Raw genomic sequence first — 17,048 nt, forward strand, 5'->3', positions numbered from 1 at the left:
GGGTCGCGCCCGAGCCTCCCCACGGGAGGGCGCTTGGCGATGTCATTCGGAAATGAAACGACATCTATGCTTTCGAGCGTACCCTCGGCTTCAAGGTTATTTCCGCCCTCCCAGGGTCAGGCGCGACCCTCCTCGTTCAACGGCACAGCTAGCGACCTCAAGCGGGCTACCGCCCCATGATCGAAACCCTCCTCACCCCCTTCACCTACGGCTACATGACAAACGCGATCTGGGTCTCGGCCCTCGTCGGCGGGGTCTGTGGCTTCCTCTCCGCCTTCCTGATGCTCAAAGGCTGGTCGCTGATCGGCGACGCGCTTTCGCATTCGATCGTTCCCGGTGTCGCGGGCGCCTATATGCTCGGCCTGCCCTTCGCCCTCGGTGCCTTTCTCGCAGGCGGCCTTGCGGCAGGTGCCATGCTCTTCCTGCAGGAGCGCACCGGCCTCAAACAGGACGCGATCATCGGTCTGATCTTCACCTCCTTCTTCGGCCTCGGCCTCTTTATGGTCTCGGTCTCTCCGGTCCCCGTGGACGTGCAGACCATCATCCTCGGCAACATCCTCGCCATCTCCCCGGGCGACACCCTGCAACTGGCCCTGATCGGAGCCGTCTCTCTGGCGGTCCTCACACTCCTCTGGAAGGACCTGATGGTCGCCTTCTTCGACGAAAACCACGCGCGTTCTATCGGGCTGAACCCCCGCCTTCTGCGCGCGATCTTCTTCACCCTCCTCGCCGCCTCCTGCGTCGCTGCGCTGCAAACAGTCGGCGCCTTCCTCGTGATCGCGCTCGTCGTCACGCCCGGCGCCACCGCCTACCTGCTGACCGACCGCTTCCCGCGCCTGATCGCGCTGAGCCTCGGCTTCGGCACGGTGACCTGCGCCGTCGGCGCCTACCTGTCGTTCTTCCTCGACGGAGCGACCGGCGGTATCATCGTCTGTCTGCAAACGCTGCTCTTCCTCGCCGCCTTCATCTGGGCGCCCAAACATGGCCGCCTCGCCGCGCGCCGCCGCATGAGGGAAGCGCTGGAATGATCGAAACGCTGCTCTTCCCGTTCCAGCTCGTCTCCATGCAGGAAGCGTTCGTCATGGCCGCGATCATCGCATTGCCCTCGGCGCTGCTCTCCTGCTTTTTGGTCCTGCGCGGCTGGTCGCTGATGGGCGATGCGGTCAGCCATGCAGTCCTGCCCGGCATCGTGCTCGCCTATATCGCCGGCATCCCGCTGCTGATCGGCGCCTTCGCGGCAGGCATGACCTGCGCGCTCGCCACAGGCTACCTCTCCGAGCAAAGTCGCGTGAAGGAGGATACCGTCATGGGCGTCGTGTTCTCCGGCATGTTCGGCCTCGGCCTCGTCCTCTACACGCAGATCGAAACCGACCTGCATCTCGACCACATCCTCTTCGGCAACCTCCTCGGCGTCTCTCCCGCCGATCTCTGGACCAGCGGCATTGTGGCTCTGATCGTGACGACCGCCCTCATTGTCCTGCGCAAGGACCTGCTGCTCAACGCCTTCGATCCCGCCCAGGCCCGCGCCCTTGGCCTGCGGACCCGTTGGCTGCACTACGGCCTGCTCGCGCTTCTGTCGCTGACCATCGTCGCCACGCTCGCCGCCGTCGGCCTCATCCTCACGATCGGCCTTCTGATCGCCCCCGGCGCCACCGCTTTCCTGCTGACCCGCCGCTTCGACGCGATGCTGATCGTCGCCACCGCGCTCACTCTCGTCTCCAGCCTGCTCGGCGTCTATCTCTCCTTCTGGCTCGACAGCGCGCCCGCGCCCACGATCATCCTGCTGATGACCGCGGCCTTCATCGCCGCTTTCATCCGCAGCGCCCGCCGGACCCGCCGCGCGGCCGTCTAAGTCTTCCCAACCCGCGCAAGCCCCGCCATAGTCGCCCGGGTCACGACCAAGGGAGACGCGCGGTGAAGCTCATCAGATACGGACAACCCGGCGAGGAACGCCCGGGCCTGATCGACGCCGAGGGCGTCTGGCGCGATCTCTCCGACCACGTCACCGACCTGACCGGAGAGGCGCTGTCGCCCGACGCGCTCGCCCACTTAGGCGCGCTCGAGACGTCCAAGCTGCCGCTCGTGCCGCAAGGCACCCGGCTTGGCCCGCCCGTCAGCGATCCGGGCAAGATCGTCTGTATCGGCCTCAACTACGCCGATCACGCCGCCGAAACGGGCCGCCCCGCGCCGGACGAGCCGATGATCTTCCTCAAAGCGACCTCGGCCCTATCAGGTCCCAACGACGAGATCCGCATTCCCCGCACATCCGAGAAAACAGACTGGGAGGTCGAGCTCGCCGTCGTGATCGGCACCCATGCCAAATACATCACCGACGCGCAGGCGATGGACCATATCGCGGGCTTCACCGTCATGAACGACGTCTCCGAACGCGCCTTCCAGAACGAACGCGGCGGCCAGTTCACCAAGGGCAAAAGCTGCGACAGCTTCGCGCCGCTTGGCCCCTGGCTCGTTACCAAGGACGACATCACCGATCCCCAGAACCTCCGCCTCTGGACCGAGGTCGATGGCACAATGCGGCAGGATGGGACCACCGCCGACATGGTCCACCCGGTCGCCAAGACGGTCGCCTATCTCAGCCAGTTCATGGCGCTCCATCCCGGCGACATTATCGCGACGGGCACGCCCGCCGGTGTCGGCGCGGGCATCAGGCCCGATCCCGTCTTCCTCAAACCCGGCCAGACTGTCCGCATCGGCATTGACGGGTTGGGAGAGCAGCGCTGCGAGACCGTCCCTGACTGACGCCGCCCCAAAGCCGCGCCGCAACCGCCGCCGCCTCCTGCGCGCCGCGCTCTTCGCCTTGGCGATCCCGCTCCTGTGGTTCGCGCTCGCGATCCCCGGCGCTTTGATCCCGGGACAAAGCGCCCAGACCGCGCCCGCCGCCAGAACCGAGACGATCCTTATGGCCTCAAGTCTGGTCCATGCCGATATCCTCTTGCCCGCCACGCCCGAGATCCGCGCCCGCTTCGCCTTCGCCGAAGCGGCAGGCGTTCCGGTCAGCTGGGACAGGGTGGAGTGGATCGCCGTCGGCTGGGGCGGGCTCGACTTCTACACGACGACCCCGACCTGGAGCGATCTGTCGATGCGCGCGACGCTCAGAGGCATCTTCGGCGATGCCGGCGTTCTCAGGATCGACGTCTACGGCCCGCTCGGCTCGCATCCCGGCCTTAGCCGCGTGGCCGTTACGCCCGAAGAGCTGGACCGCCTGCTAAAGACGATCCTCGCCGATCTGACACGCGATCCGTCCGGCGCGCCCATTGCCCATGGCAGCCCCAGCTTCACCACCACCGACCGGTTTTTCCTCGGCCAGGACCGCTTCAACGCGCTCTATACCTGCAATGCCTGGGTCGGAGCGACCCTGCGCAAGGCCGGTCTACGCCTTGGCGCCTGGACCCCAACGCCATACGCGCTGACCCTGTCGCTTGCGCGCTACGGGCATCTCGATCACGACATTTGACGGCTGCCGAACGGCAACCCACGCGACAACGCCCAGCACGGCGAAGAACAAAAACAAAACCATCAAAGCTTCCTTCCCAAAAAGCTTCGTCACCCTACTCAACTAAAAGTTAAGAAAACGTTTAGCAAAATTTACCTAAGTGCGACGATGGTATTTACGGTGGAATGCGTCCCGCCAGGAGGCCATGTTTCTAGCTGCAGCTATTCACACCGGACCTTACACGACGCTGCCACTCAGGACCGAGAACCTGCTTTGCGTCGAACCAGTTTGCAGAGGTGGCCTGATTGCCTCGACCCGCAATAACTGAAAGCTCAGCAGTCATTTCCGTCGAGTTTAGTGATGAGGAAGTTACGATACCCCCGTAGACGACCGGCACGCTCGATGTCCGCTCCCTCGCCGTCGTATCTGAGTCTAGCACGGTGAACCGATCAAAACCACGACGCAAAGTCTCTACCGCAGCCATTTGTTGTGCTACAACTAAGACAGCATCAGCGTCGCAGGCAGGGGCGCCCGTTGTTGAGACCACAAACTGATTTTGCGAGACCGAAGCGATTTCCGTTGTTGTACAAGCCGTCAGGGCTAGTACGGCGAGAGTGGAGAGCAAAAGCTTTCGTTTTAAAGGCATCTATTATTCCATAGCAAAATTTGATCCCGAGATAATGGTTGGATCTGACCGCGACGCAAGCATGAAAGCAGCGACACGGAAGATCCTCCAAGTCCTTCAGACGTATGGTGATCCGCGTTTAGGCGTGTCATTTTGTATGACTGTGTGAAAGGAATTTTCATGACAACGCGATTCGGCAAAGGCTGTCATCTGCATCTGATCGACGGATCGGCGTTTATCTTCCGGGCCTTCCACGCGCTCCCGCCGCTGACCCGGAAATCGGACGGCCTGCCCATCGGCGCCGTCTCGGGCTTTTGCAACATGCTGCAAAAGTACATCGAGGGGAATCCGGGGGTCGAACCGCCGACCCATCTGGCCGTGATCTTCGACAAAGGCTCGCACACCTTCCGCAACGACATGTACGACCAGTACAAGGCCAACCGCTCCGAGATGCCCGAGGATCTGCGCCCCCAGATCCCGCTCACGCGCCGCGCCACCGAAGCCTTCAACATCGCCTGCAAGGAAATGGAGGGCTATGAGGCCGACGACATGATCGCGACCCTGGCCGTCCAGGCCCGCGCGGCGGGCGGGACCTGCACTATAGTCTCCTCCGACAAGGACCTGATGCAACTCGTCGGCGATGGCGTGCAAATGTTCGATCAGATGAAGAACAGCGTCATCGACCGCGAGGGCGTCGAGGCCAAGTTCGGCGTCGGTCCCGAACGGGTGGTTGACGTGCAGGCGCTCGCGGGCGACAGCGTCGACAACGTTCCCGGCGCACCCGGCATCGGCGTCAAGACGGCAGCGCTTCTCATCAACGAATTCGGCTCGCTCGAAGATCTTCTGGACCGCGCCGAAGAGGTCCCGCAGCCCAAGCGCCGCCAGACCCTGATCGACCATGCCGATCAAATTCGCCTCTCCAAGCGCCTCGTCCAGCTCGACGAAGAGACCCCGCTCGACTTCACCCTCGACGATCTAGAGGTCCGCGACCCCGATCCCGAGGTCCTGCTGGGCTTCCTGCAAGAGATGGAGTTTCGCACCATCGTCAAACGGATCTCGGACCACCTCAATGTCGAGGCGCCCGCCTTGCCCGACACCAACCCCGCCGGGGCTGAACCGGACGAGATCGAACAGCCCCCCTTCGATCACGACGCCTACGAGACCATCACCGACGCCGAAGGACTGCAAACCTGGATCGACCGCATCTACGAGCGCGGCTATGTCGCCGTCGACACCGAAACGACGGGCCTGAACGAGATGACAGCCGATCTCGTTGGCGTCTGTCTCAGCGTTCAGCCGGGGCAGGCGGCCTATCTTCCGCTCATCCACAAGAAAAGCGCCGAGGACGATCTCTTCTCCGAAGAAGGCCTCGCCGACGGCCAGATGCCCTTGGACGACGCGCTCGCTATGCTCAAACCGATGCTCGAGGATTCCTCGATCCTCAAGATCGGCCAGAACATGAAATACGACGCCAAGATCCTCGCCCGCGTCGGCATCGACGTCGCTCCGATCGATGACACCATGCTGATGAGCTACGCACTCAACGCCGGTTTGCACAATCACGGGATGGACACCCTGTCCGAGCGCTATCTCAGCCACATCCCCGTCCCCATCAAGGAGCTGATCGGCAGCGGCAAAAGCCAGATTACTTTCGACCGCGTCCCCGTCGAGAAGGCCACCAAATACGCCGCCGAGGATGCCGACATCACCCTGCGCCTCTGGCACAGCTTCAAACCGCAGCTCCACCGCAAGCAGGTCACGACCGTCTACGAAACGCTCGAGCGCCCCCTCATTCCGGTGCTTGCACGGATGGAGATGGCAGGCGTCAAGGTCGACCGCCACGTCCTCCAGCAGATGTCGTCGGCCTTCGCGCAAAAGATGGTCCAGCTCGAAGAAGAGATCCACGAGCTGGCCGGAGAAGACTTCAAGGTCGGCTCACCCAAACAGCTCGGAGAGATCCTCTTCGACAAGCTGAACCTGCCAGGCGGCAAGAAAGGCAAGACCGGCGCCTATGCCACCGGCGCCGATATCCTCGAGGATCTGGCGACCGAACACGACCTGCCGGGCCGCGTGCTCGACTGGCGGCAGGTCTCTAAGCTGAAATCGACCTATACCGACGCGCTTCAGGACCACATCAACGCCGAGACGGGCCGCGTCCACACCTCCTACTCCATCGCGGGCGCCAATACCGGCCGCCTCGCCTCGACCGATCCCAACCTTCAGAACATCCCGATCCGCACCGAGGAAGGCCGCCGCATCCGGCAAGCCTTCATCGCCGAGGAGGGCAAGACCCTCGTCGCGCTCGACTATTCCCAGATCGAGCTGCGGATCCTGACCCAGTTCGCCGATATCCCCGCGATGGAGAAAGCCTTCCGCGACGGCGAGGATATCCACGCCACCACCGCCTCCGAGATGTTCGAGGTCCCGCTGGATCAGATGACGCCCGAGATCCGCAGGCGGGCTAAGGCAATCAATTTTGGCGTGATCTACGGCATTTCGGGCTTCGGCCTCGCGCGCAACCTGCGTATCCCCCGCGACGAGGCGCAGGGCTTCATCGACCGCTATTTCGAACGCTTCCCCGGCATCAAGGACTACATGTCCGAGACCACCAAATTCGCCAAGGAACACGGCTACGTCCAGACGCTCTTCGGCCGCAAGATCCACACGCCCGAAATCAATGCCAAGGGCCCGACCGCAGGCTTCGCCCGCCGCGCCGCAATCAACGCGCCGATCCAGGGCACCGCTGCCGACGTCATCCGCCGCGCGATGATCCGGATGGATGACGCGATCGCGGATCTGCCTGCCAGAATGCTGCTCCAGGTCCATGACGAGCTGCTTTTCGAGGTCGAAAAAGGCCACGAGGACGCGCTCATCGCCAAGGCCCGCGAGGTGATGGAGGAGGCGCATATACCTGTCCTGACCCTCGACGTGCCACTCACCGTCGATGCGGGGCAGGGGCCTAATTGGGCCGAGGCGCACTGATCCGCCGATCCCGCCCTATATTCAGCGCGATTAAACTGCGACAAACCGGCCCGCTTGCCGGATCCCGTTCCAAATGCAACTGAGCACGCCATGAAACAGATATCTGATCCCGACTTCCCCTTCACCCTCGCCGATTTCGAGGAAGCGATCCATTTGGGCGACTTGGCTCTCTGGTCCTGGAACCCCGAAACGCAAGAGGTCTGGCTCGACAGCCTTAGCCGCAAGTTCTGGCAGATCGACGATCCGATTGTCACGCTCGACATGCTCTGGGACGGCATCCTGGCCGATGACCGGCCCGCTGCCATCGACGCGTGGGAACGCTCCGCCGCCGAAGACGGCCCCTACAGCTTCGAGTTCCGCATCGATCGCGGAACGCAGCCACCGCTTTGGATCGCAGCCCGGGGCATGGGCGGACGCTCCGGCGCGCGCGGCGGTGAACAGCTCGCCATCTTCATGGATATGACCGCCCAGCGCGCAGGCTGATCAGGCGCGCGCATCGCCCGGCGTCTCACGATCCAAACCGCGAGCCGGGGCCTCTTCGGCGCCGCATCCCTCCACATGCTGCAACCGGAAATCCCGCAAGGTCTGTCCCGGCTCCAGCCGGAAGGCACCCCCGCCGGTCAGATCCGCCATCCGGTCGACGCGGAACATGCGAAAATCCTCGCGCAGCTCGCACCAGCCAACCAGCGTCCAGACCTGCCCCCAGAACCACAGACCAAGCGGACGCACCGTCCGCCGCGTCTCGGCCCCCGCCTCATCCTGGTAGTCAAAGCTCAACCGCTGGCGTCCTTCCGTCGCGGTCTCGATCCGGTCAAGCGCGGCGGCCATGTCCGGGGTCTGACGCGGCATCCGCATCGCGTGGACATGCACGCCGTCGATCCGCCGCTTGGCATCGGAAGGGAGCACCGCCGCGATCTTCTTAAGCGCGGCATCCGCGCCCGCCGCCATCTCGGTGCCGCCCCAAGCCTGGATCATCCGCGCGCCCCCGACAAGCGCCACAATCTCGTCCTCGGTGAACATCATCGGCGGCAGATCCCATCCGCCGCCCATCACGTAGCCAACCCCGGCCTCGCCCGTGATCGGCACCCCGTTGGCCATCAGATCGGCCATGTCGCGATAAACGGTGCGGACCGACACTTCGAGCTGATCGGCCAGAACCTCGGCCGTCATCAGATCGCCGCCGCGCAGCAGATCCACCAGCCGGAAGAGCCGGTCCGCCCGCCTCATGCCTGTTTCGCCTCGAATAGGCCGATGGAATTACCATCGAGATCATGAGCATAGCAAAACGTGCCCACCGGAAGGTCGGTATCGTCACCGACCAGCTTGCCGCCGGCGGAGGCGCACCGCTCCTTCGCAGCCTTCAGACTGTCCGGGACCACAAGATGGATCGTGGGCCCGTTTTCTGACGGCTTGCCAGGATAAAGATGGCCCGAAACGCCATCCGACATCGGATCGGGCTTGAAGAAGACGGTCGGGTTCGGCCCCTCTTCCATCCGTGTCATGTCCCAGTCGAAGACCTTGGCATAAAAGGCCTGGGAGGCATCGAGGTCTGTCACGGGAATTTCGATCCAGCAAACGGTGTGGGTCGGTGTAAAGGCCATCTTGGGTCTCCGAATAATGAAAAGGTGGAACATCTCTACCCAATCATACTCCTCCTGACAGCGTGCTGTCAGCTACCTGGTCCCGGCTCCTCGGTTCTGACCATCCAGGCCACGATTCGCCGCGTGATCGGCGCAACCACCAGAACCGCCGGAAATGCCACGAGCCAGGCCGCCAGCCACGAACTCAGCCAGATCCCGACGAACCCCTCGGCCGCGCCGACGGCCCGGAAGGTGGCGATGCACGAGACGATGAACGACATCAGACCCGACAGGATCAGGCTGAAGAGGATCTGTGAATATCGAGCAGGGATCATCGGCAGTCCTTTTACCCGCAGCCTAGAATGCGGCGCTGCGGCACTGCAAGCGCGGCATTCGCACAGGCCGTCTGCGAATATCAACAATCCGGATTCCAGCCATTCTATTGTTCATGGGTGTTGCGCGCAGCGGCATCGACCGCAGCGTTAATCCGGGGTCATGCCGAAAATCCACCGACCAAATACCGACGTGATACCGACCGGATACCGAAGCCTGAATAATCCGCATTTCCTCGCGTTTACTTCTGAGTCGCGCCCGTGCGGCCATCTCGGGGCGCAAACCACAGGCCCGGTCTGCGGCAGATCCGCGCGTATGGCCGCAAATCAGGCCGAAGCCGCCTCAAGTTCCGCGCTGGGCATGATCTGAAAAAAGCTGTCTCCCGACGCTATCCCGAACCATTCGGTGCCTTCGACGTCGCGGTGCTCTCCGATATCTATCAATCGATAGAAGGACTTACGGTCGATCAGCGCCTCGAGGTTCGCGCGGATATGTATGTAAGGCGAGGGTTCCCCCTCAGGCCCGTCCCGCGCAATCCGGATCGCATGATCCGCTCCCGCCAACGCCGTGTCGCCCACATTCGTCTCGAACAGCAATCCCTCTTCTGTCTGCCTGAAGTCGATAGCAACAAAAGGCGCATCCTCGACCGTGATCCCGACCTTCTCCACCGGGGTCACGAGAAAGTAGTCGTCCCCTTCCTTCTTGATAATGCTGGAAAAAAGTCGGACGAGCCCCTCCCGCCCGATGGGCGTTCCCTGATAAAACCACGTCCCGTCCCGCGCGATCCGCATGTCGAGATCGCCGCAAAACGGCGGGTCCCAAAGATGCACCGGAGGCGGCCCTTTTCCGCTCGCCTTTCGGGCAGACGCAGCCAGCCCCTCGGCATCCGGTCTATTCACATCGTCTTGTCTGGTCATCCGATTGCCAATTTCCTACCAAGGCTTAACTGTCGATCCTATATTTACATAGACCTGTTAGAGAGGAAGCCCATGACCGAAGACACCACCCTGGTGCCCGAGATCGAGGCGCTCGGCGACCGCCTGAGCCAGGCCAAGCAGAGCATTTCCCGCCGTTTCATCGGGCAGGACAGGGTGGTCGAACTGGTGCTGGCCTCGATGCTCGGCGGCGGTCACGCGCTTCTGATCGGCCTGCCGGGTCTTGGAAAAACCCGGCTTGTTGAGACACTTAGTACGGTGATGGGCCTAAACGGAAACCGCATTCAGTTCACGCCTGACCTGATGCCAGCCGATATCTTGGGCTCCGAAGTGCTCGAGACATCCGACGATGGCAGCCGCGCCTTCCGCTTCATCGAAGGTCCGATCTTCTGTCAGCTTCTGATGGCCGACGAGATCAACCGCGCCAGCCCCCGAACCCAGTCCGCGCTGCTTCAGGCGATGCAGGAAAAGGAAGTCACCATCGCCGGTCAGCACCGCCCCCTCGGTGTGCCGTTCCACGTCCTGGCCACGCAAAACCCGATCGAGCAGGAGGGTACCTATCCCCTCCCCGAAGCGCAGCTCGACCGCTTCCTCGTGCAGATCGACGTGCCCTATCCCGACCGCTCGACCGAAAGGGACATTCTGATCGCCACCACAGGCAGCTCCGAGGAAGCCTCGACCGAGGTCTTCACCGCCCCGGAACTCCTTGCAGCACAAGCGCTTTTGCGCCGGATGCCGGTCGGCGACGCCATCGTCGAGATGATCCTCGATCTCGTCCGCGCCTGCCGCCCTGAGGATCCCTCCGCCCCCGACATCGTCCGCGAAACCGTGAGCTGGGGCCCCGGTCCCCGCGCGGCTCAGGCCCTGATGCTCACGGTTCGCGCGGAGGCTTTGCTGAACGGTCGCCTCGCGCCCTCGCCCGAGGACATCATGGCCATGGCCGTGCCCGTCCTCGAACATCGTATGGCTCTCAGTTTCGCCGCCCGCGCCCGCGGCGAGCGCCTGACGAATGTGATCGAACAGGTCGCCTCCAGCAGCCTCCGGGTTCAGGCCGCCGCGTGACGACACCCGAAGCCCTCCGCGCCGAGGCGTCCGATGCGGCCAGTGCCTTCCCTCCGCTTCTGGCGGAGGCGGAGCACTTGGCGACGACGGTCCTTTTGGGCGAGCATGGACGGCGGCGTGCGGGTATGGGCGATGCCTTCTGGCAATACCGTCCTGCGCAAGCTATTGATGAAGCACGCAATATCGATTGGCGTCGGTCGGCCCGCGCCGATGCCCATTTCGTGCGCGAGAAGGAATGGCAGATCGCCCAATCGGTGATGATGTGGATCGACAGGTCCGCTTCGATGGGGTTCAGTTCGGACAAGGACCTGCCGACCAAGGCGAACCGGGCGCGCCTGATTGGTCTGGCCGCCGCGATCCTCCTCTTCCGTGGAGGGGAGCGTGTTGGCCTCACCGGCTTGAACCTCCCTGCCAGAGCCGGGCAGATGCAGCTTATGCGACTGGCCGGCGCCCTGTCCGAAGAGGATGAGACGGAATACGGCGCCCCGGTCGCACGCGGAATGCTCCCCCATAGCCGCGCCATCTTCATCTCTGATTTTTTAGGAGAGATCGGCGATGTCGAGGCTGCCTTGACGGATGCCGCCGATCGCGGCGTGCGCGGGGTGCTCCTTCAGGTACTCGATCCGCAGGAAGAAGCGTTTCCTTTTGATGGTAGAACCATCTTCGAAAGCATGAAGGGCGGGCTTCAACACCAGACACTCAAGGCGGGTGATCTTCGGGACCGTTATCTCGAACGTCTGGCCGAACGGAAAGGTCACTTGGCCGATCTCGCCCATCGAACGGGCTGGCAGGTCTCCTCACACCATACATCGCAAAGCGCTGCGGCCGCCCTACTGTGGATCCATGGCGCTTTGGGGCGGCATACCTGATGTGGACGCTGGGACCCCTCGGCTTCACGGCGCCTTGGCTGCTTCTTGGCCTGATCGTCCTGCCGATCTTGTGGATCCTGCTCCGGGCGGTTCCGCCCGCGCCGATCCGCAGACGCTTCCCCGGTGTCGCGCTTTTGCTTGGCCTAAAGGACCGCGAAAGTCAGAGTGACCGAACCCCATGGTGGCTTCTCCTGCTCCGGCTTCTCGCGGCGGCTGCGATTATCATCGGCTTTGCCGGGCCTGTTCTGAACCCTCAGGAACAAAGGTCGGGAGACGGTCCGCTCCTTGTTCTGCTGGACGGAACATGGGCCGATGCCCGTGATTGGCCGCGCCGGATGGAACGGACATCGGCGCTTCTCGATGACGCGGCTCGCAGGGGCCGCCCGGTGGCCATCGCCGTGGCTACGGATCTTGAGCCGGACCTCGTGATGCAGCCTGCGGAAAGCTGGATGACACGCTTGCCGTCTCTTGCTCCGCGCCCGTTCGAGCCCGATAGCGAAGCGCTTCTGGCTTGGGTCGATGAGCTGGAAGGACCGTTCGACACGTTCTGGTTCTCTGACGGACTTGAGCGCGAGAGCCGCGAGCCCGTTCTGCAAGCGCTTGAGGCAAAGGGGGACGTCTTCGTCTATCAGACGCCGCGCCCTGTCCTTGGTCTTGGCCCCGCGACCTTCGCGGATGGTCAGATCGAGATGACAATCAACAGATCCTCCGGAGCGGGTCCCGGCGCAGTTACGGTCCAGGCCTTCGGACTGGACCCCGCGGGGGTGGAACGGAATCTTGCGCAGATCGAGACTGAGTTCGAACCTGCGGCCCGGACGCTCGATGTGGCTCTGACGCTTCCGCCGGAATTACGCAACAGGATCAGCCGGTTCCAGCTTGATGGTGTCCGGTCAGCGGCTGCCGTGAGCTTGACGGATGATGCACTCAAACGTCGCGAGGTTGCCTTGATCGCGGGCCGGGAGGAACGGGAAGAGATCGATCTTCTTTCGCCACTTCACTATGTGCGACAGGCGCTGGCTCCGACCGCTGATATTCTTGAGGGTGTTCTGGACGACCTGTTGATCGCGGCTCCGGATGTCATCGTTCTGGCGGATGTCGCAACGCTATCTCCCAACGAGGTGGACGTTCTGTTTGACTGGGTCGAGGAGGGGGGAATGCTCCTTCGCTTTGCCGGACCAAGGCTTGCCGCAAGTGATGTGAGCCGCGGCGAAGAGGATCCGCTGATGCCTGTCCGGCTCCGTGCCGGCGGAAGGACCGTTGGCGGCGCGATGAGCTGGGGAGAGCCCAAAGCGCTTGCACCCTTTGAAGAGGACTCGCCATTTTACGGATTGAGCGTCCCGGACGACGTCGCTGTCTCGGCCCAGGTCGTCGCAGAGCCAGGCCCGGAGCTGGACGAGCGGGTGATCGCTGAACTCACTGACGGAACCCCCCTCGTGACCCGTAAGGTTCTGGGAGAGGGGCAGGTCGTCCTTTTCCACGTCACAGCCAATGCCGAATGGACGACATTGCCCTTATCGGGTCTTTTCGTGCAGATGCTCGAGAGGCTCGCGGTTCTGACCCGGCCCGAGCGGCCCACGGTGGAGGATCTTGCCGGAACGACATGGGCGCCTGAAGAGGTACTCGATGCCTTTGGACAGCTAAGCGAGGCAGACCGATTAAATGGTGTGACCGGAGAGGTTCTGGCTGAGGGAACATTGTCGGCGGAGGTGCCTCCTGGACTATATGCGGGCGAAGAGGCGCGAATTGCCGTGAATGTGATAAAGGCTGACACTGAACTTGCCCCCGCGTTTTGGCCTGCCCGCATTCCTGTCGAAGGACCTAGCCTTGATCAGGAGCGCCCGCTCAAGGGCCTCTTGATTGCAGTCGCGCTCGCCCTTCTCACTTTTGATATTCTTGCCTCCCTTCTCGTCTCCGGGCGACTGCGTGGCCCCAGATCTGGCGTTGCTGCTCTGATCGCACTTCTCCTCATGCTCCCGCCAGTGGCTGAGGCGCAGGAGAGAAGCGAGATGACCGATGACGCCCTTGCGCAGGTCGCGACCGGCGAAGTGGTCTTGGCCCATATCTTGACCGGAGATCCAACAGTCGATGAGGTGGCAGAGGCCGGGCTGCGCGGTCTGTCGAACGTTCTCTTCGCCCGCACTTCCATCGAGCCTGGCGAGCCGATCGCGATCGATATTGAACGGGATGAACTCGCCTTTTTCCCATTCCTTTATTGGCCGATCACCGCCAATCAGCCGCTTCCCTCGCGGGAAGCCTACGGCAAGATTAACCGCTATCTGCGTAACGGGGGGATGATCCTCTTTGACACGCGCGACTCAGATACGGCAGGGTTCGGCAGTGGCTCGCCCGAAGGTCGCAGGCTGCAGGCCATCGCTCGTGCGCTGGACATTCCTCCGCTCGAGCCCGTGCCCGAGGATCATGTGCTGACGCGCACGTTCTACCTGATCCAAGCCTTTCCGGGTCGATACACAAGCCGCGATGTCTGGGTCGAGGCCTCCCCGCCGGATGCCGAACGGGCCCCGGGAATGCCCTTCCGCAACCTTAACGACGGGGTAACGCCCGTGGTGATCGGCGGCAATGACTGGGCCTCGGCCTGGGCCATTGGCGCGCGCGGCAACTGGATGCTGCCCATCGGTCGCGGCGCAGCGGGTGACCGGCAACGCGAGTTTGCTTTCCGCTTTGGCGTCAACCTGATCATGCATGTACTGACCGGCAATTATAAATCCGATCAGGTTCACGTGCCCGATCTGCTCGACAGGCTGGGCCAATGACCGGAACGCTGATCTTCAACCCGCTCCTGGAATGGATGCTCATCTATGCAGTGGCAGGTGTCGCAGTGCTGGCTGTCGGTCTTGCGCTTTGGCGCGGCTTGCGCGGATGGTGGCTGCGGGGTTTGGCAGGCGCGATGTTGGTTTTGGCCCTCGTTAATCCGTCGCTCCAACAAGAGGAGCGTGCGCCCTTATCGGACATCGTGATGCTGGTGGTCGATCGATCTGCCAGTCAGCGGATTGCGGATCGCCCGGCGCAAACCGAAGCGGCTTTGCGGCAGTTGACCCAAGAGATCGAGGCGCGTCCCAATACCCAACTTCGGATTGTAGAGGTTGGCGACGGCGAAGGCGACGAAGGCACACGTCTTATGGCGGCTTTGCAGGAGGCTATCGCGGAAGAGCCGCGGGCCCGGATCGCGGGTATCCTCGCCATCACTGACGGGCGCGTCCACGATTTCGAACAGGCCCCGGACCTGCCTGCACCGTTTCATACCTTGCTGACCGGGGAGGAGGACGATTGGGACAGGCGGCTCGTCGTCCAAAACGCCCCTGCCTTCGCCATCTTGGGGGAATCGGTCGATTTGACTGTCCGGATCGAGGACCAGGGCGAAGCGCCAGAAGGGACGCTGGCGGATCTGACCATCGCCGTCGACGAGAATCCTCCGATGACATTCCAGGTCCCGCTTGGTCAGGATGTCCAGCTTCCGGTGACCCTTCCACATGGAGGCCGTAATGTCCTACAGTTCACCACCCCCGCCATGGAGGGTGAACTCACAGACCGAAACAATGTCGCTGTCGTTTCGATCAATGGCGTGCGGGATCGTCTTCGGGTCCTTCTCGTCTCAGGCGAGCCGCATCCAGGCGAGCGGACTTGGCGCAACCTTCTTAAATCCGACAGCTCGGTTGACTTGGTGCATTTCACCATCCTGCGCCCGCCTGAAAAAGAGGATGGCGTGCGCGTCGACGAACTGAGCCTCATCGCGTTTCCGACCCGCGAGCTTTTCCTCGACAAGATCGACGAATTCGATCTGATCATTTTTGATCGCTACAAGCGGCGGGGCATCCTTCTTCCGCAATATTTCGAGAATATCCGCTCTTATGTCGAACGCGGAGGCGCTGTTCTTGTCGCGGCGGGACCGGATTTTGCCTCTGCTGACAGTCTCTATCGATCCGCGCTTGGATCGATCCTGCCTGCGCGACCGACGGCGCGTGTGCTCGAGGACGGCTTTCTGCCGCGTCTGACGGACGAAGGGGAACGGCATCCCGTCACCGAAGGTCTCACCGACGGGTTCGAAGGTGAGGCGGACGAGGAGAGCCCCGGCTGGGGTCGCTGGTTCCGCCTGATCGAGCTTGCCGACACAACGGGAACGACGGTGCTGCAAGGCGTCGGAGAGCGACCGCTTCTTGTCCTAAATCGCGTCGGAGAGGGACGCGTTGCGCTTCTTGCCTCTGATCATGCCTGGCTCTGGAGCCGTGGTTACGAAGGCGGCGGCCCCCAGCTTGAGCTTTTGCGCAGGCTGGCGCACTGGATGATGAAAGAGCCTGAGCTCGAGGAAGAGGCATTCAGCGCCGAGGCAAATGGTCTGGAGGTCACGGTACGTCGCCGGACGATGGAGACAGAACTCGACGAGACAACATGGCAAAGCGCCGACGGCGAGCCCGTAGCTTTAGGGATGGAGGAAGTCCGACCGGGTCTCTTCGAGGGGCAGTTTACGGCACCTGAAATCGGTCTTTACCAAATCACCGATGGGGCCGAGAGAACCGTTGTCGCGCTGGGGCCATCCGCCCCGCGTGAATTTGAAGAGACGATCTCGACCGGAGAGATCCTCGAGCCCCTGACTGACGAAATGCGGGGCGGAACGGTGCGTCTGGCTGAAGCGGGTATTCCATCTGTTCGAGACGTGCGCGCCGGTCGAACCGCATCGGGTCGCGGCTGGGTCGGGATTACTCCGAGAGAGGCCTATCGGACGGCCGACCTGACAATCTTTTCGCTCGTTCCGCCATGGCTCCTGTTGATCCTATCGGGGCTGTTCTTGATCGGTGCCTGGATCCGCGAAGGACGAAGCTAGCTAACAGGCAGATCGAACGGGATCGGCTCTCCCCATCCGTCCACGTTGCATCGGGCGCGGATCTGCACGCTGGTAACGCCCTCGGGGATAACGACGCCGGATAGGCTGCGAGTGAAGGGCTGCTCGTTCTCATGGGGATGATGTAGGACCCGCAGACCAAGCGATGTACCGTCCTCGGCCAAAACCTCCCAGCCGTCGGCATAATGATCCCAGCCGGTATCAGGATGCTCAAGCGTGACATCGAACCGCCAGCTATCACCCGATTGGGTTGCATCAACTGCAACGATGGTCGGCTCGTCCGCGAGAGCGGCGACCGGAAGAAAAAGCGCAAAGATCAGATATTTCAGCATGGGGGCACCCTAGACGACGAT

Annotated in this window: 15 protein-coding genes; 10 read left to right on the top strand and 5 right to left on the bottom strand. The window is 62.7% G+C overall.

The genetic code is table 11. From position 1 onward, the window contains the following. The first annotated feature begins 176 nt into the window (after positions 1 to 176). From AAD018_RS03530 to AAD018_RS03555, 6 genes are all read left to right on the top strand, one after another. Positions 177 to 1,028 (top strand): metal ABC transporter permease, encoded by an 852-nt coding sequence (locus AAD018_RS03530; protein ID WP_367313511.1) that lies wholly within the window; start codon positions 177 to 179, stop codon positions 1,026 to 1,028. Then, positions 1,025 to 1,852 carry a metal ABC transporter permease gene (locus AAD018_RS03535; RefSeq protein ID WP_367313510.1) on the top strand — a complete coding sequence of 276 codons (828 nt, stop codon included), beginning with the start codon at positions 1,025 to 1,027 and terminating at the stop codon, positions 1,850 to 1,852. Before AAD018_RS03530 ends, AAD018_RS03535 begins: the two co-directional genes overlap by 4 nt. A 62-nt stretch (positions 1,853 to 1,914) precedes the next feature. After that, on the top strand, positions 1,915 to 2,760 hold the full coding sequence (locus AAD018_RS03540) for a fumarylacetoacetate hydrolase family protein (protein WP_367313509.1): 846 nt from the start codon (positions 1,915 to 1,917) through the stop codon (positions 2,758 to 2,760). Further along, on the top strand, positions 2,717 to 3,475 hold the full coding sequence (locus AAD018_RS03545) for a TIGR02117 family protein (protein WP_367313508.1): 759 nt from the start codon (positions 2,717 to 2,719) through the stop codon (positions 3,473 to 3,475). The genes AAD018_RS03540 and AAD018_RS03545 overlap by 44 nt, the downstream gene beginning before the upstream one ends. Before the next feature lie 784 nt (positions 3,476 to 4,259). Further along, on the top strand, positions 4,260 to 7,061 hold the full coding sequence (polA, locus tag AAD018_RS03550) for a DNA polymerase I (RefSeq protein ID WP_367313507.1): 2,802 nt from the start codon (positions 4,260 to 4,262) through the stop codon (positions 7,059 to 7,061). Between the two features lie 90 nt (positions 7,062 to 7,151). Then, a complete protein-coding gene (locus tag AAD018_RS03555; protein WP_367313506.1) occupies positions 7,152 to 7,544 on the top strand; it encodes a PAS domain-containing protein in 393 nt (130 codons plus the stop codon). Here the strand turns inward: AAD018_RS03555 and AAD018_RS03560 are convergent, their stop codons facing one another. The 4 genes from AAD018_RS03560 to AAD018_RS03575 all read right to left on the bottom strand — a co-directional run bounded on the left by AAD018_RS03560 (position 7,545) and on the right by AAD018_RS03575 (position 9,891). Then, positions 7,545 to 8,288, bottom strand: coding sequence for a helix-turn-helix transcriptional regulator (locus AAD018_RS03560; RefSeq protein WP_367313505.1), 744 nt, complete (start codon positions 8,286 to 8,288; stop codon positions 7,545 to 7,547). It abuts the gene before it with no gap. Further along, positions 8,285 to 8,662, bottom strand: a complete 378-nt coding sequence (locus AAD018_RS03565; RefSeq protein WP_367313504.1) for a VOC family protein — start codon at positions 8,660 to 8,662, stop codon at positions 8,285 to 8,287. Before AAD018_RS03565 ends, AAD018_RS03560 begins: the two co-directional genes overlap by 4 nt. Positions 8,663 to 8,730: 68 nt before the next feature. Then, a complete protein-coding gene (locus AAD018_RS03570; protein WP_367313503.1) occupies positions 8,731 to 8,976 on the bottom strand; it encodes a DUF2798 domain-containing protein in 246 nt (81 codons plus the stop codon). 324 nt (positions 8,977 to 9,300) lie between these two features. Further along, positions 9,301 to 9,891, bottom strand: coding sequence for a DUF1285 domain-containing protein (locus tag AAD018_RS03575; protein ID WP_367313502.1), 591 nt, complete (start codon positions 9,889 to 9,891; stop codon positions 9,301 to 9,303). Between the two features lie 72 nt (positions 9,892 to 9,963). On the opposite strand from AAD018_RS03575, the gene AAD018_RS03580 reads away from it, so the two are divergent. The 4 genes from AAD018_RS03580 to AAD018_RS03595 are packed head-to-tail and all read left to right on the top strand — an operon-like array spanning position 9,964 to position 16,677. Then, positions 9,964 to 10,971 carry an AAA family ATPase gene (locus AAD018_RS03580; protein WP_367313500.1) on the top strand — a complete coding sequence of 336 codons (1,008 nt, stop codon included), beginning with the start codon at positions 9,964 to 9,966 and terminating at the stop codon, positions 10,969 to 10,971. Then, on the top strand, positions 10,968 to 11,840 hold the full coding sequence (locus tag AAD018_RS03585; RefSeq protein WP_367313499.1) for a DUF58 domain-containing protein: 873 nt from the start codon (positions 10,968 to 10,970) through the stop codon (positions 11,838 to 11,840). The genes AAD018_RS03580 and AAD018_RS03585 overlap by 4 nt, the downstream gene beginning before the upstream one ends. Beyond that, complete coding sequence (locus tag AAD018_RS03590) at positions 11,840 to 14,611, top strand: DUF4159 domain-containing protein (RefSeq protein WP_367313498.1); 2,772 nt, start codon at positions 11,840 to 11,842, stop codon at positions 14,609 to 14,611. The genes AAD018_RS03585 and AAD018_RS03590 overlap by 1 nt, the downstream gene beginning before the upstream one ends. Further along, a complete protein-coding gene (locus AAD018_RS03595; protein WP_367313497.1) occupies positions 14,608 to 16,677 on the top strand; it encodes a hypothetical protein in 2,070 nt (689 codons plus the stop codon). The genes AAD018_RS03590 and AAD018_RS03595 overlap by 4 nt, the downstream gene beginning before the upstream one ends. Here the strand turns inward: AAD018_RS03595 and AAD018_RS03600 are convergent. After that, the gene (locus tag AAD018_RS03600) at positions 16,674 to 17,027 is read right to left on the bottom strand and encodes a hypothetical protein (RefSeq protein ID WP_367313496.1); all 354 of its coding nucleotides are present in this window, start codon (positions 17,025 to 17,027) and stop codon (positions 16,674 to 16,676) included. The genes AAD018_RS03595 and AAD018_RS03600 overlap by 4 nt on opposite strands. Positions 17,028 to 17,048 lie beyond the last annotated feature (21 nt).

This window comes from Aestuariibius insulae (genome assembly GCF_040783535.2).
GTDB lineage: Bacteria > Pseudomonadota > Alphaproteobacteria > Rhodobacterales > Rhodobacteraceae > Aestuariibius > Aestuariibius insulae.